Annotated in this window: 14 protein-coding genes; 8 read left to right on the top strand and 6 right to left on the bottom strand. The window is 70.5% G+C overall.

All coding sequences use genetic code 11. The features are described 5' to 3' along the window. Positions 1 to 39: 39 nt before the first annotated feature. On the bottom strand, positions 40 to 1,569 hold the full coding sequence (locus BMY74_RS04200; protein WP_089909522.1) for an ATP-dependent DNA ligase: 1,530 nt from the start codon (positions 1,567 to 1,569) through the stop codon (positions 40 to 42). A 90-nt stretch (positions 1,570 to 1,659) separates the two neighbouring features. Here BMY74_RS04200 and BMY74_RS44790 point away from each other — a divergent pair, with 90 nt between their 5' ends. Then, positions 1,660 to 1,812, top strand: a complete 153-nt coding sequence (locus BMY74_RS44790) for a hypothetical protein (protein ID WP_177229555.1) — start codon at positions 1,660 to 1,662, stop codon at positions 1,810 to 1,812. On the opposite strand, the gene pdxR is transcribed toward BMY74_RS44790, so the two are convergent. Next, the gene (gene pdxR / locus BMY74_RS04190) at positions 1,809 to 3,161 is read right to left on the bottom strand and encodes a MocR-like pyridoxine biosynthesis transcription factor PdxR (RefSeq protein WP_089909516.1); all 1,353 of its coding nucleotides are present in this window, start codon (positions 3,159 to 3,161) and stop codon (positions 1,809 to 1,811) included. The genes BMY74_RS44790 and pdxR overlap by 4 nt on opposite strands. A gap of 47 nt (positions 3,162 to 3,208) precedes the next feature. Between pdxR and BMY74_RS04185 the strand changes: the two genes are divergently transcribed. Further along, positions 3,209 to 4,087, top strand: coding sequence for a DMT family transporter (locus BMY74_RS04185; RefSeq protein ID WP_089909513.1), 879 nt, complete (start codon positions 3,209 to 3,211; stop codon positions 4,085 to 4,087). 1 nt (position 4,088) lies between these two features. Here BMY74_RS04185 and BMY74_RS04180 read toward each other — a convergent pair whose 3' ends face one another. Together BMY74_RS04180 and BMY74_RS04175 are read right to left on the bottom strand one after the other, a co-directional pair. Then, positions 4,089 to 4,643, bottom strand: coding sequence for a hypothetical protein (locus tag BMY74_RS04180; RefSeq protein ID WP_089910504.1), 555 nt, complete (start codon positions 4,641 to 4,643; stop codon positions 4,089 to 4,091). 56 nt (positions 4,644 to 4,699) lie between these two features. Then, entirely contained in the window at positions 4,700 to 6,673 is a 1,974-nt protein-coding gene (locus BMY74_RS04175; protein WP_089909510.1) for a thioredoxin domain-containing protein, read from the bottom strand. Between the two features lie 54 nt (positions 6,674 to 6,727). Here BMY74_RS04175 and BMY74_RS04170 point away from each other — a divergent pair, with 54 nt between their 5' ends. The 4 genes from BMY74_RS04170 to BMY74_RS04155 are packed head-to-tail and all read left to right on the top strand — an operon-like array spanning position 6,728 to position 11,899. Further along, a complete protein-coding gene (locus BMY74_RS04170; RefSeq protein WP_089909507.1) occupies positions 6,728 to 8,065 on the top strand; it encodes a 3' terminal RNA ribose 2'-O-methyltransferase Hen1 in 1,338 nt (445 codons plus the stop codon). Further along, positions 8,065 to 10,533, top strand: coding sequence for a polynucleotide kinase-phosphatase (locus tag BMY74_RS04165; RefSeq protein WP_089909504.1), 2,469 nt, complete (start codon positions 8,065 to 8,067; stop codon positions 10,531 to 10,533). The genes BMY74_RS04170 and BMY74_RS04165 overlap by 1 nt, the downstream gene beginning before the upstream one ends. Next, positions 10,530 to 11,144: a nucleotidyltransferase domain-containing protein gene (locus BMY74_RS04160; protein WP_089909500.1), complete on the top strand. Its 615-nt coding sequence runs from the start codon at positions 10,530 to 10,532 to the stop codon at positions 11,142 to 11,144. Before BMY74_RS04165 ends, BMY74_RS04160 begins: the two co-directional genes overlap by 4 nt. Continuing rightward, the gene (locus tag BMY74_RS04155; RefSeq protein ID WP_089909497.1) at positions 11,141 to 11,899 is read left to right on the top strand and encodes a nucleotidyltransferase domain-containing protein; all 759 of its coding nucleotides are present in this window, start codon (positions 11,141 to 11,143) and stop codon (positions 11,897 to 11,899) included. The genes BMY74_RS04160 and BMY74_RS04155 overlap by 4 nt, the downstream gene beginning before the upstream one ends. A gap of 438 nt (positions 11,900 to 12,337) precedes the next feature. On the opposite strand, the gene BMY74_RS04150 is transcribed toward BMY74_RS04155, so the two are convergent. Both BMY74_RS04150 and mca read right to left on the bottom strand, forming a co-directional pair. Further along, positions 12,338 to 12,607, bottom strand: a complete 270-nt coding sequence (locus tag BMY74_RS04150; RefSeq protein WP_089909494.1) for a hypothetical protein — start codon at positions 12,605 to 12,607, stop codon at positions 12,338 to 12,340. Between the two features lie 2 nt (positions 12,608 to 12,609). Beyond that, positions 12,610 to 13,479: a mycothiol conjugate amidase Mca gene (mca, locus tag BMY74_RS04145; protein WP_089909491.1), complete on the bottom strand. Its 870-nt coding sequence runs from the start codon at positions 13,477 to 13,479 to the stop codon at positions 12,610 to 12,612. A gap of 96 nt (positions 13,480 to 13,575) precedes the next feature. On the opposite strand from mca, the gene BMY74_RS04140 reads away from it, so the two are divergent. Further along, positions 13,576 to 13,998, top strand: coding sequence for a DUF4307 domain-containing protein (locus tag BMY74_RS04140; RefSeq protein ID WP_245785875.1), 423 nt, complete (start codon positions 13,576 to 13,578; stop codon positions 13,996 to 13,998). A gap of 186 nt (positions 13,999 to 14,184) precedes the next feature. Continuing rightward, positions 14,185 to 14,679: a transcription elongation factor GreA gene (greA, locus tag BMY74_RS04135; RefSeq protein WP_176959919.1), complete on the top strand. Its 495-nt coding sequence runs from the start codon at positions 14,185 to 14,187 to the stop codon at positions 14,677 to 14,679. The last annotated feature ends 23 nt before the right edge of the window (positions 14,680 to 14,702 follow it).

Genomic DNA, 14,702 nt, shown 5'->3' with positions numbered 1-14,702 from the left:
ACGTGCGCCAGCCGCCTCCCGGGGCGCACAGGCGGCGGGTCAGGCCTCCGGCTTCGGTTGGGCGGTCGGCAGGAGCGCCCTCACCTCCTCGATCGTCGTCGCCTCCGACGGGTCCTTGTCCGGGCGGTAGCGCACGACGCGGGCGAACCGCAGCGCCACGCCGCCGGGGTAGCGCGGGGAGACCTGGACGCCGTCGAGCTCGATCTCGATGACCAGTTCCGGGCGGACCGTCACCACCCAGTCGTTCTGCTCGGTGGCGATCTGCTGGAGGGCCTCGGTCTGCCACTTGAGCAGGTCGTCGGTGAGGCCCTTGAAGGTCTTGCCGACCATCACGGGCGGGCCGCCGTCCGGGTCGCGGGCGCCCAGGTGCAGGTTCGACAGCCAGCCGCGGCGGCGGCCGCTGCCCCATTCGACGCCGAGCACCACCAGGTCGAGGGTGTGGACGGGCTTCACCTTCTGCCAGGCGCGGCCTCGGCGGCCTGCGGCGTAGGGCGAGGCCAGTGACTTCACCATCACGCCCTCGTGGCCCGCGGACAGCGACGCCGTCACCACGTCCGCCGCCTGCTCCGGTGTCGGGTCCTGGACGCCGGGGATGACGTGCTCGCCCGCCACCCGGCGCAGGGCGGTGAGGCGGTCGCGGAGCGGGTCGTCGAGCAGGTCCTGGCCGTCGAGGTGCAGGCAGTCGAAGAAGTACGGGTGCAGGAGCAGCTCGCGTTCGTCCTGCGCGCCGAAGCGGCTCATCGTCTCCTGGAACGGGCGGGGTCTGCCCTCGTCGGTCAGCGCCAGCGTCTCGCCGTCGAGCACCACGGAGGTGCACGGCAGGCCGCGGACCAGTTCGACGAGTTCGGGCACCGTCTTGGTGATCTCGCGCAGCGTGCGCGTGTAGACGTGGACCTCGTCGCCGGCGCGGTGCACCTGGATGCGGGCGCCGTCGAGCTTGTGCTCGACCACGCAGCTGCCGAGTTCGGTGAGTGCCTCGTCCAGCGACTCCGCCGGGGAGGCGAGCATCGGTCGCAGGGGGCGGCCGACCTCCAGCCGGATCGCCTCCAGGGCCGTCGCGCCGCCGTCCAGCGCGGCCACCGCCGTCTCCGGCAGGCGGCCGGACAGCATGAACGCCCGCCGCACCACCTCGCCCGGCACGTCCGCGGCGGAGGCGATGGCGTCCAGCATCACGCCCTCGAGGGCGCCTTGACGGAGCTCGCCGGTGAGCAACCGGCGTAAGAAGTCCTGCTCCGCCTCGGTCGAGCGCTTGAACAGCGCCGTCAGCAGGTCGACCCGGCGTTGCGCCGAGCCCTTGCCGGACGTCGTGGCCACCTCGGCGAGCGCGGCGTCGACCTCGGCGATCGTCAGCTCGGCGTGGGCGGCGGGCGGCACGGCCAGGTCGACGACGGTGCGCCAGCCCGTGCCGATGCGACCCTGCCGCGGTGTGCCTATGAGGAACGACACGACCGCGACCACCACATCCGCCGTCGCCGAGCGCAGCAACGCCGACAGCGCCTTGACCTTGGCCAGGCGCGACCGGGTCGCCGCCACGGCGGCTGACGTGTCGACCACTTCGGATAGGAGCACGTGTTCATGGTGCACCCGCGCACTGACAATTTCTGGAGGAGCGGGTTAGGCTGCCTCGGTCAACCGCTCTACCTGGGGGTTTACCGAACCGTGAACGCAATCAAGATCGCTGCCGCCGCTCTGCTGTTCGCCGCCGTCGCCGTGACGGCCCTGAACGGGGCCGCGTCCGGCACCGACCGCGAGCACATCATGAGCGAGCCCCGCGAGCACATCATGGGCACCGACCGCGAGCACATCCTCTAGGCGACGGACGCGGCAGCGATCTCCCTGACCGCCTCCCGCAGGCGGTCGGGGGTGAGCGCCGCGTATCCCACCACGAGGCCCGGCCATGTGGGCGTGCGCGTGTATTGCGCCAACGCCCAGACGTTCACGCCACGGTCCGCAAGCCTGCTCTTCAACGCGAGGTCGTCGGTCCCGTCCGGCATGCGCAGCACGACGTGCAGCCCGGCCGCGACACCGATGGGCTGCCACGCGGGCAGATGCTCCGCAACGGCGTCCAGCAGCGCGTCACGCCTCTTGCGGTAGAGCGCGCGCGTACGGCGTAGATGCCGGTCATAGCCGCCTGTCCGCAGCAGGTGTGCGAACGCGGCTTGAGGGATCGTGCCCGTGCCCATGTCGTTGTACTGCTTGCGTTGCACGATGCTCTCGCGCAGGCGTTCGGGCACCACTAGCCAGCCCAGCCTGAGCGCGGGCGCCAGCACCTTGCTCGTCGTGCCCTGGTACACGACGTGCTCGGGTGCGAGCGCCTGCAACGCCCCCAGTGCCGGCCGGTCGTAGCGGTGCTCGGCGTCGTAGTCGTCCTCGATGATCAACGCGTCCCGCTCGCGCGCCCAGTCGACGAGGGCCCGCCGCCGCTCCGGGTGCAGCACCACACCCAGCGGGAACTGGTGTGCGGCGGTGACCAGCACCGCCTTGCAGTCCGTTGTGGACAGCAGATCGACGCGGATCCCCTTGTCGTCCACCGGGATCGGCACGGTGTCGAGGCCGTGCGAGCGCAGCATGTTCTCACCGCCGAAGTGGCTCGGCTCCTCGATCGCGATGCTGCCGCCCAGGACCCTCGCGGTGAGTTGCAGCCCGTCCGCGGAGCCGTTGGTGATCACGGCGTCCTTCGCGACCACCGCCCGCACCCGCGCCAGGTAGTCGACGACCTCCTTGCGCAGCCCCGCGAAACCGGCGGGGTCGGGGTAGGCGAGGTCGTCGTCGGGGAGCTCGGCGAGCGCCGCCCGGTGGGCCGCCACCCACTCGGCGCGGGGGAACGCGCCCAGCGCGGGCAGGCCGGGCCGCAGGTTGTACCGCCACCGCGGCGGCGGTTCGGGCACGCCGCTGTCCCCGGCCGGGCCGAGGCTCGCGACCGTCGTCCCCGACCCGCGCCGCGTGGTCAGGTACCCCTCCGCGACGAGCTGCGTGTACGCCGACGTCACGGTGCCGCGCGCCACGTCGAGCTGCGCGGCCAGGTCCCGGCTCGACGGCAGCCGCGTGCCGGGCGGGAGCCGCCCGTCCCGGATCGCCCGGCGCAGTTCGGCCTCCACGCCTCGGCGCCGCTGGTGTCCCGGCAGCAGCAGCTCGCGGAAAGTGGACCAGTTCGTGGTCATCGAAGTGGAGCTTAAACCTGGACCAGTTCGACGCAAGGCTTCCAGGCATGAAACTCGGGGTGGCCGCGGGAGCGACAGCGGCAACGATCGTCGGAGCGTCGGTACCCGTCACGGGGATGCTGGAGGGCTACCCGGTGCTGACCGGTCAGGCCATGCGCTACGCCCTCGGCGCGGCCGTGTTGCTGCTGGTGGCACGCCGTCTGCCGATGCCGTCGTGGCGCGATCTGCCGCCACTGCTCGGCGTGGTCGTCACGGGCATGCTCGGCTTCAACGCCCTGCTCATCGCCGCTCAGCAGTACGCGGAACCGGGTTTCGTGGCCGCCGTCATGGGCGGTTCGCCCGTCGCACTGGCGCTGCTCTCCCGCAAACGCACCACATCTGCCGTGGTGGGTGCCGTGGTGGTGGCGGCAGGCATCGTGCTGTTGTCCGGTGGTGGCTCGTGGCACGGTCCCGGCCTTGTGCTGGCGTTGCTCACGATGGCCGGCGAGGTCTGCTTCACGCTGTTCGCCGTGGGTGTCGTACGGCGCCTTGGTGTGCTCGGTGTGGCCACTTGGACCTGCATCCTCGCGACGGTGATCGGCGCCGTGCTCGGCACGTTCGTCGGCGGCTGGCAGGTGCCGACTCCCCGGCAGGGCTTCGCGCTCGCGCTGCTGGCCGTGGTGGTGACGGCGCTGGCCTTCGGACTTTGGTACTTCGCCGTGAACCGCCTGGGCTCCGACCGCGCGGGCGTGCTCATCGGGCTGATGCCGGTGTCCGGGCTCGCGACTTCCGTCTTGCTGGGCGTGCAGGAACTGACGCTCGTGTCGGTCCTCGGTGTCACCACGGTCGCGCTCGGGTGCGTCATCGGCCTCAGGACGGGAACGAGCCGGCCGGACGCGAGCCGGGAGAGGTCCGGCGAACCCCTCCCGACCGCGACCGCCCTCTGACTCACGCCAGATCCGGCCCCTGCGAACGCAGATCGTCCACACGCGACATGGCGTCACGCAGCTCACCGAGCCACGAGTCGGCGTGCTCGCCCACCAGGCGCACGGCCCACGCCAGTGCGTCTGCCCGTGAGCGGGCCACGCCGGCGGCCACCAGCGTGTCGAGCACCTGGCGTTCCGGCTGGCGCAGCCGCGTCATGACCGGCACGGCCAGGTGCGTGAACAGCTCGCGCGTGCCGCCCTGCACCGCGCCCCACGCGACCTTGCGGCCGTATCGGTGCTCGGCCTGGCGCGCGATCTCGATGCGTTCGTCGCGGGTCTCCTCGCGCCAGCGCGAGATGCGGCCCGACTCGGCCGCGGCGCGCGAGGCGTCGTCGAACTCGCCCTCCAGGTCGGGGAGCGTGCCGACGACCGTGATCTCCTCGCGGTCGACGACCACCTCCGCCGCGCCCGTGAACCAGCCGTCCGGGAGCCTGCCCGCGAACCAGGCCGCCGCGTCGTCGGCCGGGGGCAGGTCAGCCTGCTGCCACCCGCCCCTTCCTCGCCATCCACGTCCCATTTCGACCATCCCTGATTACATGATTACGTCGTTACCGACGTTACGCCTGCAATCAGTCAGGAGGCGTTCGCCGTCAGCGAAGTGACCAGGGCTTCTTCCGTGACGACAGGCCGATCGCAGACGTACCCACGGCACACGTAGGCCGCCGGGCCCTCGTCGACCAACGGCCGGTCTTCCAGCAGCGGCACGGACGCGGGCTCTCCGGCCACGACGACGCCGCCTCCGGGCACATGGGCCACCGCCGCCGCCCACAGCGACGCACGGCGCGAGTCGTCGGCACCCACCACGGCCACCTGCAACGGGCCCGCGACCAGCGCTTCGGCGACCGTCAGCCAGTGACCGGCGAAGCGAGGAGCCCGCGCCGCCAGCAGCCCCGCACGGGTCACCGCGGCCACCGCGGCTTCGTAGTAGCGCGACGAACGGTCGGCGCCGGACAGCAGGGACGCCGTCAGCAGGGCCGAGGCCAGCGAGGACGCGCCCGAAGGCGACGCGTTGTCGGTCGAGTCGGCGGGACGCCGTACGAGCGCCTCGGCGTCGTCAGCGGTGTCGTAGTAGGCGCCCGGAGAGTCCGGCACGGCGAACCGACCGAGAGCGGTGTCCAGGAGCCCGCACGCCAGGTCGAGCCACCGGATCGAGCCGGTGACCTGGTGCAACGCCAGCAGCCCGTCGGCGAGGCAGCCGTAGTCCTCCAGCACGCCGAACGACGGGCCCGCCGCGCCGTCGCAAGAGGTGCGCAGCAGCCGCCCCTCGACCAGGTGCACCGAGGCCAGCAACGACGCCGCCTCCCCGGCCGCCGCGATCCACGCCGGTTCCCCGAAGAACGCGCCCGCCTCGGCCAGCGCGGCGATCGCCATGCCGTTCCAGGAGGCGATGACCTTGTCGTCACGGCCGGGCTGCGGCCTCAAGGCCCGCTTGGCCAGCAACGACGCCCGGACCTCCTCCCCCGGTTCCGACACGAACCCCAGCGTCGACTTGCCGTCCTCGAAGTTCGGCTCGGCGGTCACGCCGAAGGCCGCGGCGGACTCCCCCAGTTCCTCGAAAGACCACACGTAGGTCAGGCCCTCGACGCCGTCGGTGTCCGCGTCCAGCGAGGCCGCGAACCCGCCTTCGGGCGTGCGCAGGTCCCGCAGCAGGAACGCCGCCGTGTCCCGCGCGACCCGTTCATAGCGCTCCGACCGCGTCACCCGCGTCAGGTGCGTGTAGAAGCGCAGCAGCAAAGCGTTGTCGTACAACATCTTCTCGAAGTGCGGCACGACCCACGACGCGTCGACGCTGTAGCGCGCGAACCCGCCGCCGAGCTGGTCGTACATGCCGCCGTTGGCCATCGCGTCGGCCGTCGAGGTGGCCATCGACACCGCCTCGACCGACCCGGTGCGTTCGTGGTGGCGCAGCAGGAACTCGAGCACCATCGACGGCGGGAACTTCGGCGCGCCACCGAATCCGCCGTTGCGGCGGTCGAACTCGCCCAGCAACGACACCACGGCGCCCGCCAGCGCGTCCGAGTCCACAGCGGACGGTGGCAGCGGTGCCGCGTGGCGCGAGATCTCCTCCACCACGGCCGAGGCGGACTCCAGGATCTCGTCCGGCCGCGCGGTCCACGTCGCCGACACGGCCTCGATGAGCTGCGTGAACGACGGCATGCCCGGCCGTGGCGACGGCGGGTAGTAGGTGCCCGCGTGGAACGGCCGCGCGTCCGGCGTGAGGAACACCGTCATCGGCCACCCGCCGTGGCCCGTCATGGCCTGCGTGACCTCCATGTACACGGCGTCGACGTCCGGGCGTTCCTCGCGATCCACTTTGACCGAGACGAAGTTCTCGTTGAGGTACGAGGCGACTTCCGCGTCCTCGAACGACTCGTGCGCCATCACGTGGCACCAGTGGCAGGCCGCGTAGCCGACGGACAGCAGCACCGGCACGTTGCGCCGCCGGGCCTCCTCGAACGCCTCCTCGGACCACGGCCACCAGTCGACCGGGTTGTCCGCGTGCTGCAGCAGGTAGGGGCTGGTCGCGTCCGCGAGTCGGTTCGCCATACCGGCAGCCTAATTCGCCTGCGGATCAGGCGACTCTCGATCAGACTCAGGCACGTGTTGCTCACCATGACCACGACGCACCAGCCGGCGACCGACCTCGGCCACCTGCTGCACAAGCATCCCGACCGGGCTCAGTCCTTCACGACGAGCTCGGGCGTCGCGCACGTCTTCTACCCGAAGGCGACGAACGAGGAATGCACGGTGGCCCTCCTGCTGGAGGTCGACCCCATCGCGCTGGTCCGAGGTCCCGGCAGCACGCTCACCCAATACGTCAACGACAGGCCGTACGCGGCCGGGTCGTTGCTCACGGTCGCGCTCGGCAGCGTCTTCCGCACGGCCATGAACGGCCGCAGCGACAGCTACCCGGAGCTCGCGCGGACGCCGATCCCGCTGGTCGTCCGCGTCCCCTCGTTGCCGCACAGGCTCGCGGAGCGCCTGTTCACGCCGCTGGGCTGGGACGTCACGATCACCGCGCACGGCGACTCGCGCTACGGCGACGTGACGCTGACCGGCACCCAGAGGCTCAGCGACGCGTTGAAGCACCTGTACGTGCTGCTGCCCGTGCTCGACGGCGGCAAGCACTACTGGGTGGCGGCCGACGAGGTCGACAAGCTGCTCAAGGCCGGGGACGGCTGGCTGTCTCAGCACCCGGACAAGGAGCTGATCACCACCCGCTACCTCGCGCGCAAGCGCCCGTTGATCACCTCCGCCCTGGAACGGCTCGCGGACGTCGCCGAGGTCGAGCCCGAGGAGCTCGACAACGCGCTGACCGAGCCGAAGATCTCCCTTGCGGTACAGCGCAAGGAGGCAGTGGTCGAGGCGCTGAAGCAGGCGCGGGCCAAGCGCGTGCTCGACCTCGGGTGCGGTGGCGGGGCCTTGTTGCGCGCCTTGGTGAACGAGCCCGAGTTCACCGAGATCCACGGTGTCGACGTGTCCGCGAAGGCGTTGCAGGAGGCCGCGCGCAAGCTGCACCTCGACCGCATGGGCGAGCGGCAGCGCGAGCGGATCACGTTGCGGCAGTCGGCTTTGACGTACGCGGACACCGAACTGGCGGGCTTCGACGCGGCGGTGCTGATGGAGGTCGTCGAGCACGTCGACCCGTCGCGCCTGCCCGCGCTGGAGCACTCCGTGTTCACCGTCGCACGACCGTCGACCGTGCTGGTGACAACGCCGAACGTCGAGTACAACGCGCTGTTCGACACGTTGCCGCAGGGCCAGATGCGCCATTCGGACCACCGTTTCGAATGGACCCGGGCGGAGTTCCGGGAGTGGGCGGACGGCGTCGCGAATCGCCGCGGGTACACCGTCCGGTACGTGCCGATCGGGCCGGAGGACGCCGAGCGCGGCGCGCCGACGCAGATGGCCGTGTTCAGCCTGGGGGAAGAATTCTGATGGAGCTGAAGATCCCTGACCTGTGTCTCGTGGTGCTGGTCGGCGCCTCGGGTTCGGGCAAGTCCACGTTCGCGCGCAAGCACTTCCTGCCTACGCAGGTGCTGTCGAGCGACTACTTCCGCGGGCTCGTGTCCGACGACGAGAACGACCAGTCGGCGTCCGCCGCGGCGTTCGAGGCGCTGCACTTCGTGGCGCGCAAGCGGCTGGAGGCCGGGCGGGTCACCGTGGTCGACGCGACCAACGTGCAGCCGCAGGACCGCGCCCAGCTGGTCGAGGTCGCGAAGCGGGCGAACGTGCTGCCGGTCGCGATCGTGCTCGACACCCCGACGGAGGTGTGCCTGGCGCGCAACGCGCAGCGCCCCGACCGCGACTTCGGCGCGCACGTCGTGAAGCGTCACCGCGCGGCGCTGCGGCGGTCGTTGAAGTTCCTCGGCAAGGAGGGGTTCAAGCGCGTCCACGTGCTGCGCTCCGAGTCCGATGTGGACAACTCGACGATCGTGTACGAGCGGCTGCTCAACGATCTCCGGCACGAGACCGGGCCTTTCGACGTGTTCGGTGACGTGCACGGCTGCCGCGCGGAGCTGGAGGAGCTGCTGGCCGAGCTCGGCTACACCCTCGTGCGGGACGACGAGGGCCGCGCGGTCGACGCCGTTCCGCCGGGTGACCGCAAGGCCGTGTTCGTCGGCGACCTGGTCGACCGCGGCCCGGACTCACCCGGTGTGCTGCGCCTGGTCATGGGCATGGTGGCGGCCGGGCACGCCCTGAGCGTGCGCGGGAACCACGAGGAGAAGTTCGTGCGGGCCATGCGCGGCCACAAGGTGACGGTCCGGCACGGGCTGGAGAAGTCGCTGGAGCAGTTCGCGCACGAGCCGGAGGAGTTCCGCCTGGCGGCGACGAAGTTCTGCGACGGACTGGTCGCGCACTACGTGCTGGACGGCGGGAACCTCGTCATCGCACACGCCGGGCTGCCCGAGCGCTACCACGGCCGTGCATCCGCGAAGGTCCGCAGTTTCGCGCTGTACGGCGACACGACCGGCGAGACCGACGCGCACGGACTGCCGGTGCGCCTGCCGTGGGCGAACGACTACCGCGGCTCGGCGATGGTGCTGTACGGGCACGTCCTGACGCCCGAGGCGGAGTGGGTCAACAACACCATGTGCCTCGAGACGGGTGTGGTGTTCGGCGGGAAGCTGACCGCGTTGCGCTACCCGGAGAAAGAACTGGTCTCCGTGAAGGCGCACCAGGTCTGGTACGAGAACGACGCGCCGTTCCCGCCGAAGGCCGCCGAGCGCGCGCCGGACGTGCTGGCGCTGACCGACGTCACGGGCACGCGCCGGATCGACACGTCGCTGATCGGCGCCGTGACGATCCGCGCGGAGCAGTCGGCGTCGGCGCTGGAGGTCATGAGCCGGTTCGCGATCGACCCGCACGAGCTGTTGTACCTGCCGCCGACGATGGCGCCCGTCGCGACCTCGCAGCGCGACGACGTGCTGGAGCACCCGCTGGAGGCGTTCGCGGAGTACCGCTCTGGCCGCGTGGATCAAGTGATCTGCGAGGAGAAGCACATGGGCTCGCGTGCGGTGTTGCTGGTGCGCAAGGTCGGTGGTGCGATCTACACGCGCACCGGTCGTGCGTTCTTCGACGGCGAACTGGGTACCGCGCTGCTGGACCGCGTGCGCGCGGCCTGCGGCGAGTTGTTCGCGGAGCTCGACACGGACTGGCTGCTGATCGACGCCGAGCTGATGCCGTGGAACGCCAAGGCTTCCGGGTTGATCCGCGAGCAGTACGCGGCGGTGGGCGCGGCGGCCGGCGGTGTGTTGCCGGTGGCGGTCGACGTGCTGGAGGCGGCCGCTTCGCGCGGTGTGGACGTCGCGGACCTGTTGGGGCGCACCGCTCTTCGCGCCTCGAACGCGGCCGCGTACCGCTCGGCCTACGAGCGGTACTGCTGGCCGGTCGACGGGCTGGAGGGTGTGCGGATCGCGCCGTTCCAGCTGCTCGCGGCGGAGGGCCGGACGTTCCACGACCGCTCGCACCTGTGGCACCTGGAGACGCTGGGGCGGCTGGAGGGACCGCTGTTCCAGCGGACCCGGCACCTCGTGGTGGACGTGAACGACCCCGCGCAGGTGGAAGCGGGCGTGCGCTGGTGGGAGGAGCTGACCGCGGACGGCGGCGAGGGGATGGTCGTGAAGCCGCTGGCCAACCTGGGCGGACGGGTGCAGCCGGGCGTGAAGGTGCGCGGACGCGAGTACCTGCGGATCATCTACGGCCCGGACTACACGTTGCCGGAGAACCTCTCGCGGCTGCGCAAGCGTTCGCTGGGCCGCAAGCGCGGACTCGCCCTGCGCGAGTACGCCCTGGGCATCGAGGCGCTCGAACGCCTCGTGCGCGGCGAACCGCTGTGGCGGGTGCACGAGTGCGTCTTCGGCGTGCTCGCGCTGGAGTCGGAACCGGTGGACCCACGACTGTGATCCTCGAAGTGGTGATCGGCTCGCACGCCTACGGGCTCGCGTCGCCGGAGTCCGATGTGGACAGACGCGGGGTGTTCGTCGCGCCCACGGAAGCGTTCTGGCGCTTCGAAAAGCCTCCGACCTCGGTCGAGGGACCCGATCCGGAACAGCTCAGCTGGGAGGTCGAGCACTTCTGCCGGCTGGGCCTGAAGTCGAACCCGACGGTGCTCGAGACGCTGGTGAGCCCGTTGGTCGAGATCAGCACGCCGCTGGGAGAGGAACTGCGGGACCTGCTGCCCGCCTTCCTCTCCCGCTACGCCGTGCGGTCGTTCACGCGCGCGACGGAGATGCAGCTGTCGCGCGCGGGCCGCAACCTGAAGCCGAAGCAGCTCATGCACGTGGTGCGGCTGCGGCTCGTGGGCCTGAACCTGCTGCGCACCGGCCGCTACGACATCGCGGCGGACCGGTCGCTACTCGGGATCCGCGACGGCTCGATGCCGTGGGACGACGCCGTGGCGTGGGCACACCGCCTGGGTTCCGAGATCGCTGGTGCGCAGGGCCCGCTGCCGGACGAGCCGGACCGGGCGCGGGTGGAGGACTGGTTGGTGTCGGTGCGCAGGAGGATGTTGTGAGCTACGAGGTACCGGACCTGAGCGCCGTCGTCGCCGAGCAGTCGCACGACCTGCTGTTCGCGACGGTCTCCGGCGCGCACCTGTACGGCTTCCCGTCCCGCGACTCGGACGTCGACCTGCGCGGCGTGCACGTGCTGCCGCTCGCCGAGGTGCTGGGACTGCGGCACGGCCCGGAGACCAAGGAACGCATGTGGGTGCGCGACGGCGTCGAGATCGACCTCGTCACGCACGACGTGCAGAAGTTCTGCCGGCTCCTGGTCCGCCCCAACGGCTACGTGCTGGAGCAGCTGCTCTCCCCGCTGGTCGTGCACACGACGGAGGCGCACGCGAAGCTGTCCGCGCTCGCCGCGGGGTGCCTGACCTCGCGACACGGGCACCACTACCGCGGGTTCGCCGTGACGCAGTGGCGGCTGTTCGAGAAGACCGGCGAGATCAAGCCGCTGCTGTACACGTTCCGCGCGCTGCTGACCGGCGTGCACCTGCTGCGCAGCGGCGAGGTGGTCGCGCACCTGCCGACGCTGCTCGACCGGCTCGACGGGCCCGCGTACCTGCCCGGGCTGATCGAGGCGAAGGTCCTCGGCGAGCACCGGGGGCTGGCCGGGGTACCGGGGCGACCCGGGCCCGAGCGGCTGGAGGCGGACCTCGCGCACTGGCACGAGGAGCTGCGGCTGGCCCGGGAGGGCAGCGACCTGCCTTTGGAGCCGGTGGCGTTCGAGGAGGTCCACGACTTCGTGGTGGGGCTCCGGATGGGGTGACGCGCGGGCGCGGGTGACGCGGGCCGGCGCGGTGCGAGCGGCGCGGCGTGGTGCGGACCGGCGCGGTGCGGGCGGGCGGGGGTGCGGGTGCGAGCCGACTCCGACGCGAGCGAGCTGGTCCCGTGCCCAACTGGTCCGGGCCGAGCTGGCCCCGTGCCCAACTGGTCCGGGCCGAGCTGGCCCCGTGCCGAACTCCGGGCCGAACTGGTCCGGGCAGAACTGACTCGGAAGCCGAGCCGACCTCGTCCAAAGCCGTCCGAGCCGCCCGCCCCCCGCGCTTCCTCACCTTGCGGAACGAGCGAAACGCGTTCGAGGTTCCCGCGTATCCACAGGCTAACAGCCTGAAGCATCACCGCAGGTCAAACTCACCGCAGCCTGTGGACAACTCGCGATCATGACAACCGCGGCCCCCGCAAGCGACCACGAAGCCGGACCGAACTAGTCCTTCTTCGGCGCGTCGGAGCCCGACGCTTCCTTGGGAGCCTCCGCCGGCTCGTCGAAAGACGCCGGCAGTCCCTTGATGTGCTTGTTCATCGACTTCACGAGGAAGAACACCGCGATGAAGAAGACGATCAGCAGGACGAGGCCGACCGGGGAGGACTTGCCGAAGTCCTCGCCCTGGCCGCCCTTGTCGTTCTCGTTCGGGTTCGACGGCTGCACGGCGACGAGCGCCACCGTGCTGCCGAGGGAGAAGTCTGGGGAGAGCACCCCTAGACCTTAACTCCGGCGAACAGGTCGTTCTCCGGCAGCGTCGAGTCGACCTGGGAGCGGACGAGCTCGTACTCCTCGGTCGGCCAGATCTCGCGCTGCAGGTCCATCGGGATGGCGAACCAGCGGCTGGTCGGGTCGATCTGGGTGGCGTGGGCCTTGAGGGCCTCGTCGCGGACGTCGAAGTAGTCGGCGCACTCGACCTGGGTGGTGACGCGCTCCATGACGTCGGGGCGGTCGCTGTTCCAGTTCGCGAGCCACTCGGCGTACGGCGACTCCATGCCGCGGGCCTCCATGGCCTCGTGGAACGCGAGGATCTTGGCGCGGGAGAAGCCGTGGCCGTAGTAGACCTTCTGCGTTTCCCAGGCCTCGCCGAGTTCCGGCTTGTAGGAGGCGTCGGCGGCGGCGTCGAGGGCCGCCATCGAGATCTCGTGCGTGCGGATGTGGTCCGGGTGCGGGTAGCCGCCGTTCTCGTCGTAGGTGACGACTACGTGCGGGCGGAAGTCGCGGATGGCCTCGACCAGGGACGGCACCGACTCCTCCAGCGGCACGAGGGCGAAGCAGCCCTCGGGCAGTGGTGGCAGCGGGTCGCCCTCGGGCAGGCCCGAGTCCTTGAAGCCCAGCCAGCGGTGCTGGATGCCGAGGATCTTGGCCGCGGTGGCCATTTCCTGGCGGCGGACCTCGATGATGTTCTCGAGCACGTCCGGCTTGTCCATCGCCGGGTTGAGGATGCTGCCCGCGCCACCGTCGGTGCAGGTCACGACCATCACGTCGTGACCTTCCGCGATGTAGCGAGCCATCGAGGCCGCGCCCTTGCTCGACTCGTCGTCGGGATGTGCGTGCACTGCCATAAGGCGCAGCTTGTCGGCCATGACCCCCGTGGTCCTCCTGTGTCAACGGTCCTGCGACACTCATCAACTGAACGTCGGGCACCATTGTTCCCCAGAGGCCGAGGAGGGCGCGGAGTAGTGGCACAGCGCGTGCTCCCCGAGGGGCGCTACAGCAAGCAGAACCGCAAGCCGCTGAGCAAGTGGGCGCGGTGGGCGTTACTCGCTGTAGCTGTCGCGGTGGGTGCCGTCATCGCCTTCGTCGGTTACCGAAATCTCGGGACAAAGCCGATCGAGGCGAAGCAGACCGCGTTCACCATCCTCGGCGACGACCAGGTGAAGGTCAGTTTCGAGGTTTCCCGCGATCAACCGGAGCGCGCCGCCGTCTGCATCATTCGGGCCCGATCACAGGACGGGGACGAAGCAGGTCGGCGTGAAGTTCTGGTGCCGCCGGGAAATGACGTCGTCGTCGAGACAACTGTTCTCCGCACTTCGAAGCCGCCGGTCACCGGCGAAGTGTTCGGGTGCTCCTACCAGGTTCCCGCCTACTTGTCCACGAGCTAGCGGCCAAGCGGGTGATCTGCGGTTTAAACGGCGAGATGCGGAACAATTCGCCGTCGCTGAACGTTGTCTCCGTGTTACTATTGCAGCTCAAGCACGGCCCCGGCGCGGGCCGTGTTTTTCCGTTCCGGGCCACGGCCCGGGAACTATCTGGGGCACACGTGTGCACCAGAGCAAGACGAGGAGTTGGTGACCGTGAGCGACACCCAGGTGACCTGGCTGACCCAGGAGGCCTACGACCGGCTCAAGGCTGAGCTGGACGAACTGATCGCGTACCGCCCGGTCATGGCTGCCGAGATCAACGCTCGTCGCGAAGAGGGCGACCTCCGCGAGAACGGCGGCTACCACGCGGCTCGTGAGGAGCAGGGCAAGCAGGAGGCGCGCATCCGCCAGCTGCACGAGCTGCTCCAGGCCGCGAAGGTCGGCGAGGCTCCCACCACGAAGGGTGTCGCGGCACCGGGCACGGTGCTCACCATCCGGTACGAGGGTGACGACGAGACCGAGACCTTCCTGCTCGCGACCCGCGAAGAGGGCGCGCACGGCGAGATGGAGGTCTACTCGCCGGTTTCGCCGCTGGGCAAGGCCCTGAACGGCGCGAAGGACGGCGAGACCGTCGAGTACGAGCTGCCCAACGGCAAGCTCCAGAAGGTCACGCTCATCTCCGCGGTTCCTTACCAGGCGTAGTCACGCCACACGACGTGCGAAGG

Source organism: Lentzea albida, assembly GCF_900111005.1.
Lineage (GTDB): Bacteria > Actinomycetota > Actinomycetes > Mycobacteriales > Pseudonocardiaceae > Lentzea > Lentzea albida.
This window is presented reverse-complemented; position numbering and strand designations above follow the sequence as displayed.

Excerpts from the sequence above, each read along its gene's own strand:
- pdxR (WP_089909516.1), bottom strand. The coding sequence starts at position 3,161 with ATGACCACGAACTGGTCCACTTTCCGCGAGCTGCTGCTGCCGGGACAC.
- BMY74_RS04185 (WP_089909513.1), top strand. The coding sequence starts at position 3,209 with ATGAAACTCGGGGTGGCCGCGGGAGCGACAGCGGCAACGATCGTCGGA.
- BMY74_RS04180 (WP_089910504.1), bottom strand. The coding sequence starts at position 4,643 with ATGGGACGTGGATGGCGAGGAAGGGGCGGGTGGCAGCAGGCTGACCTG.
- BMY74_RS04175 (WP_089909510.1), bottom strand. The coding sequence starts at position 6,673 with ATGGCGAACCGACTCGCGGACGCGACCAGCCCCTACCTGCTGCAGCAC.
- BMY74_RS04165 (WP_089909504.1), top strand. The coding sequence starts at position 8,065 with ATGGAGCTGAAGATCCCTGACCTGTGTCTCGTGGTGCTGGTCGGCGCC.
- mca (WP_089909491.1), bottom strand. The coding sequence starts at position 13,479 with ATGGCCGACAAGCTGCGCCTTATGGCAGTGCACGCACATCCCGACGAC.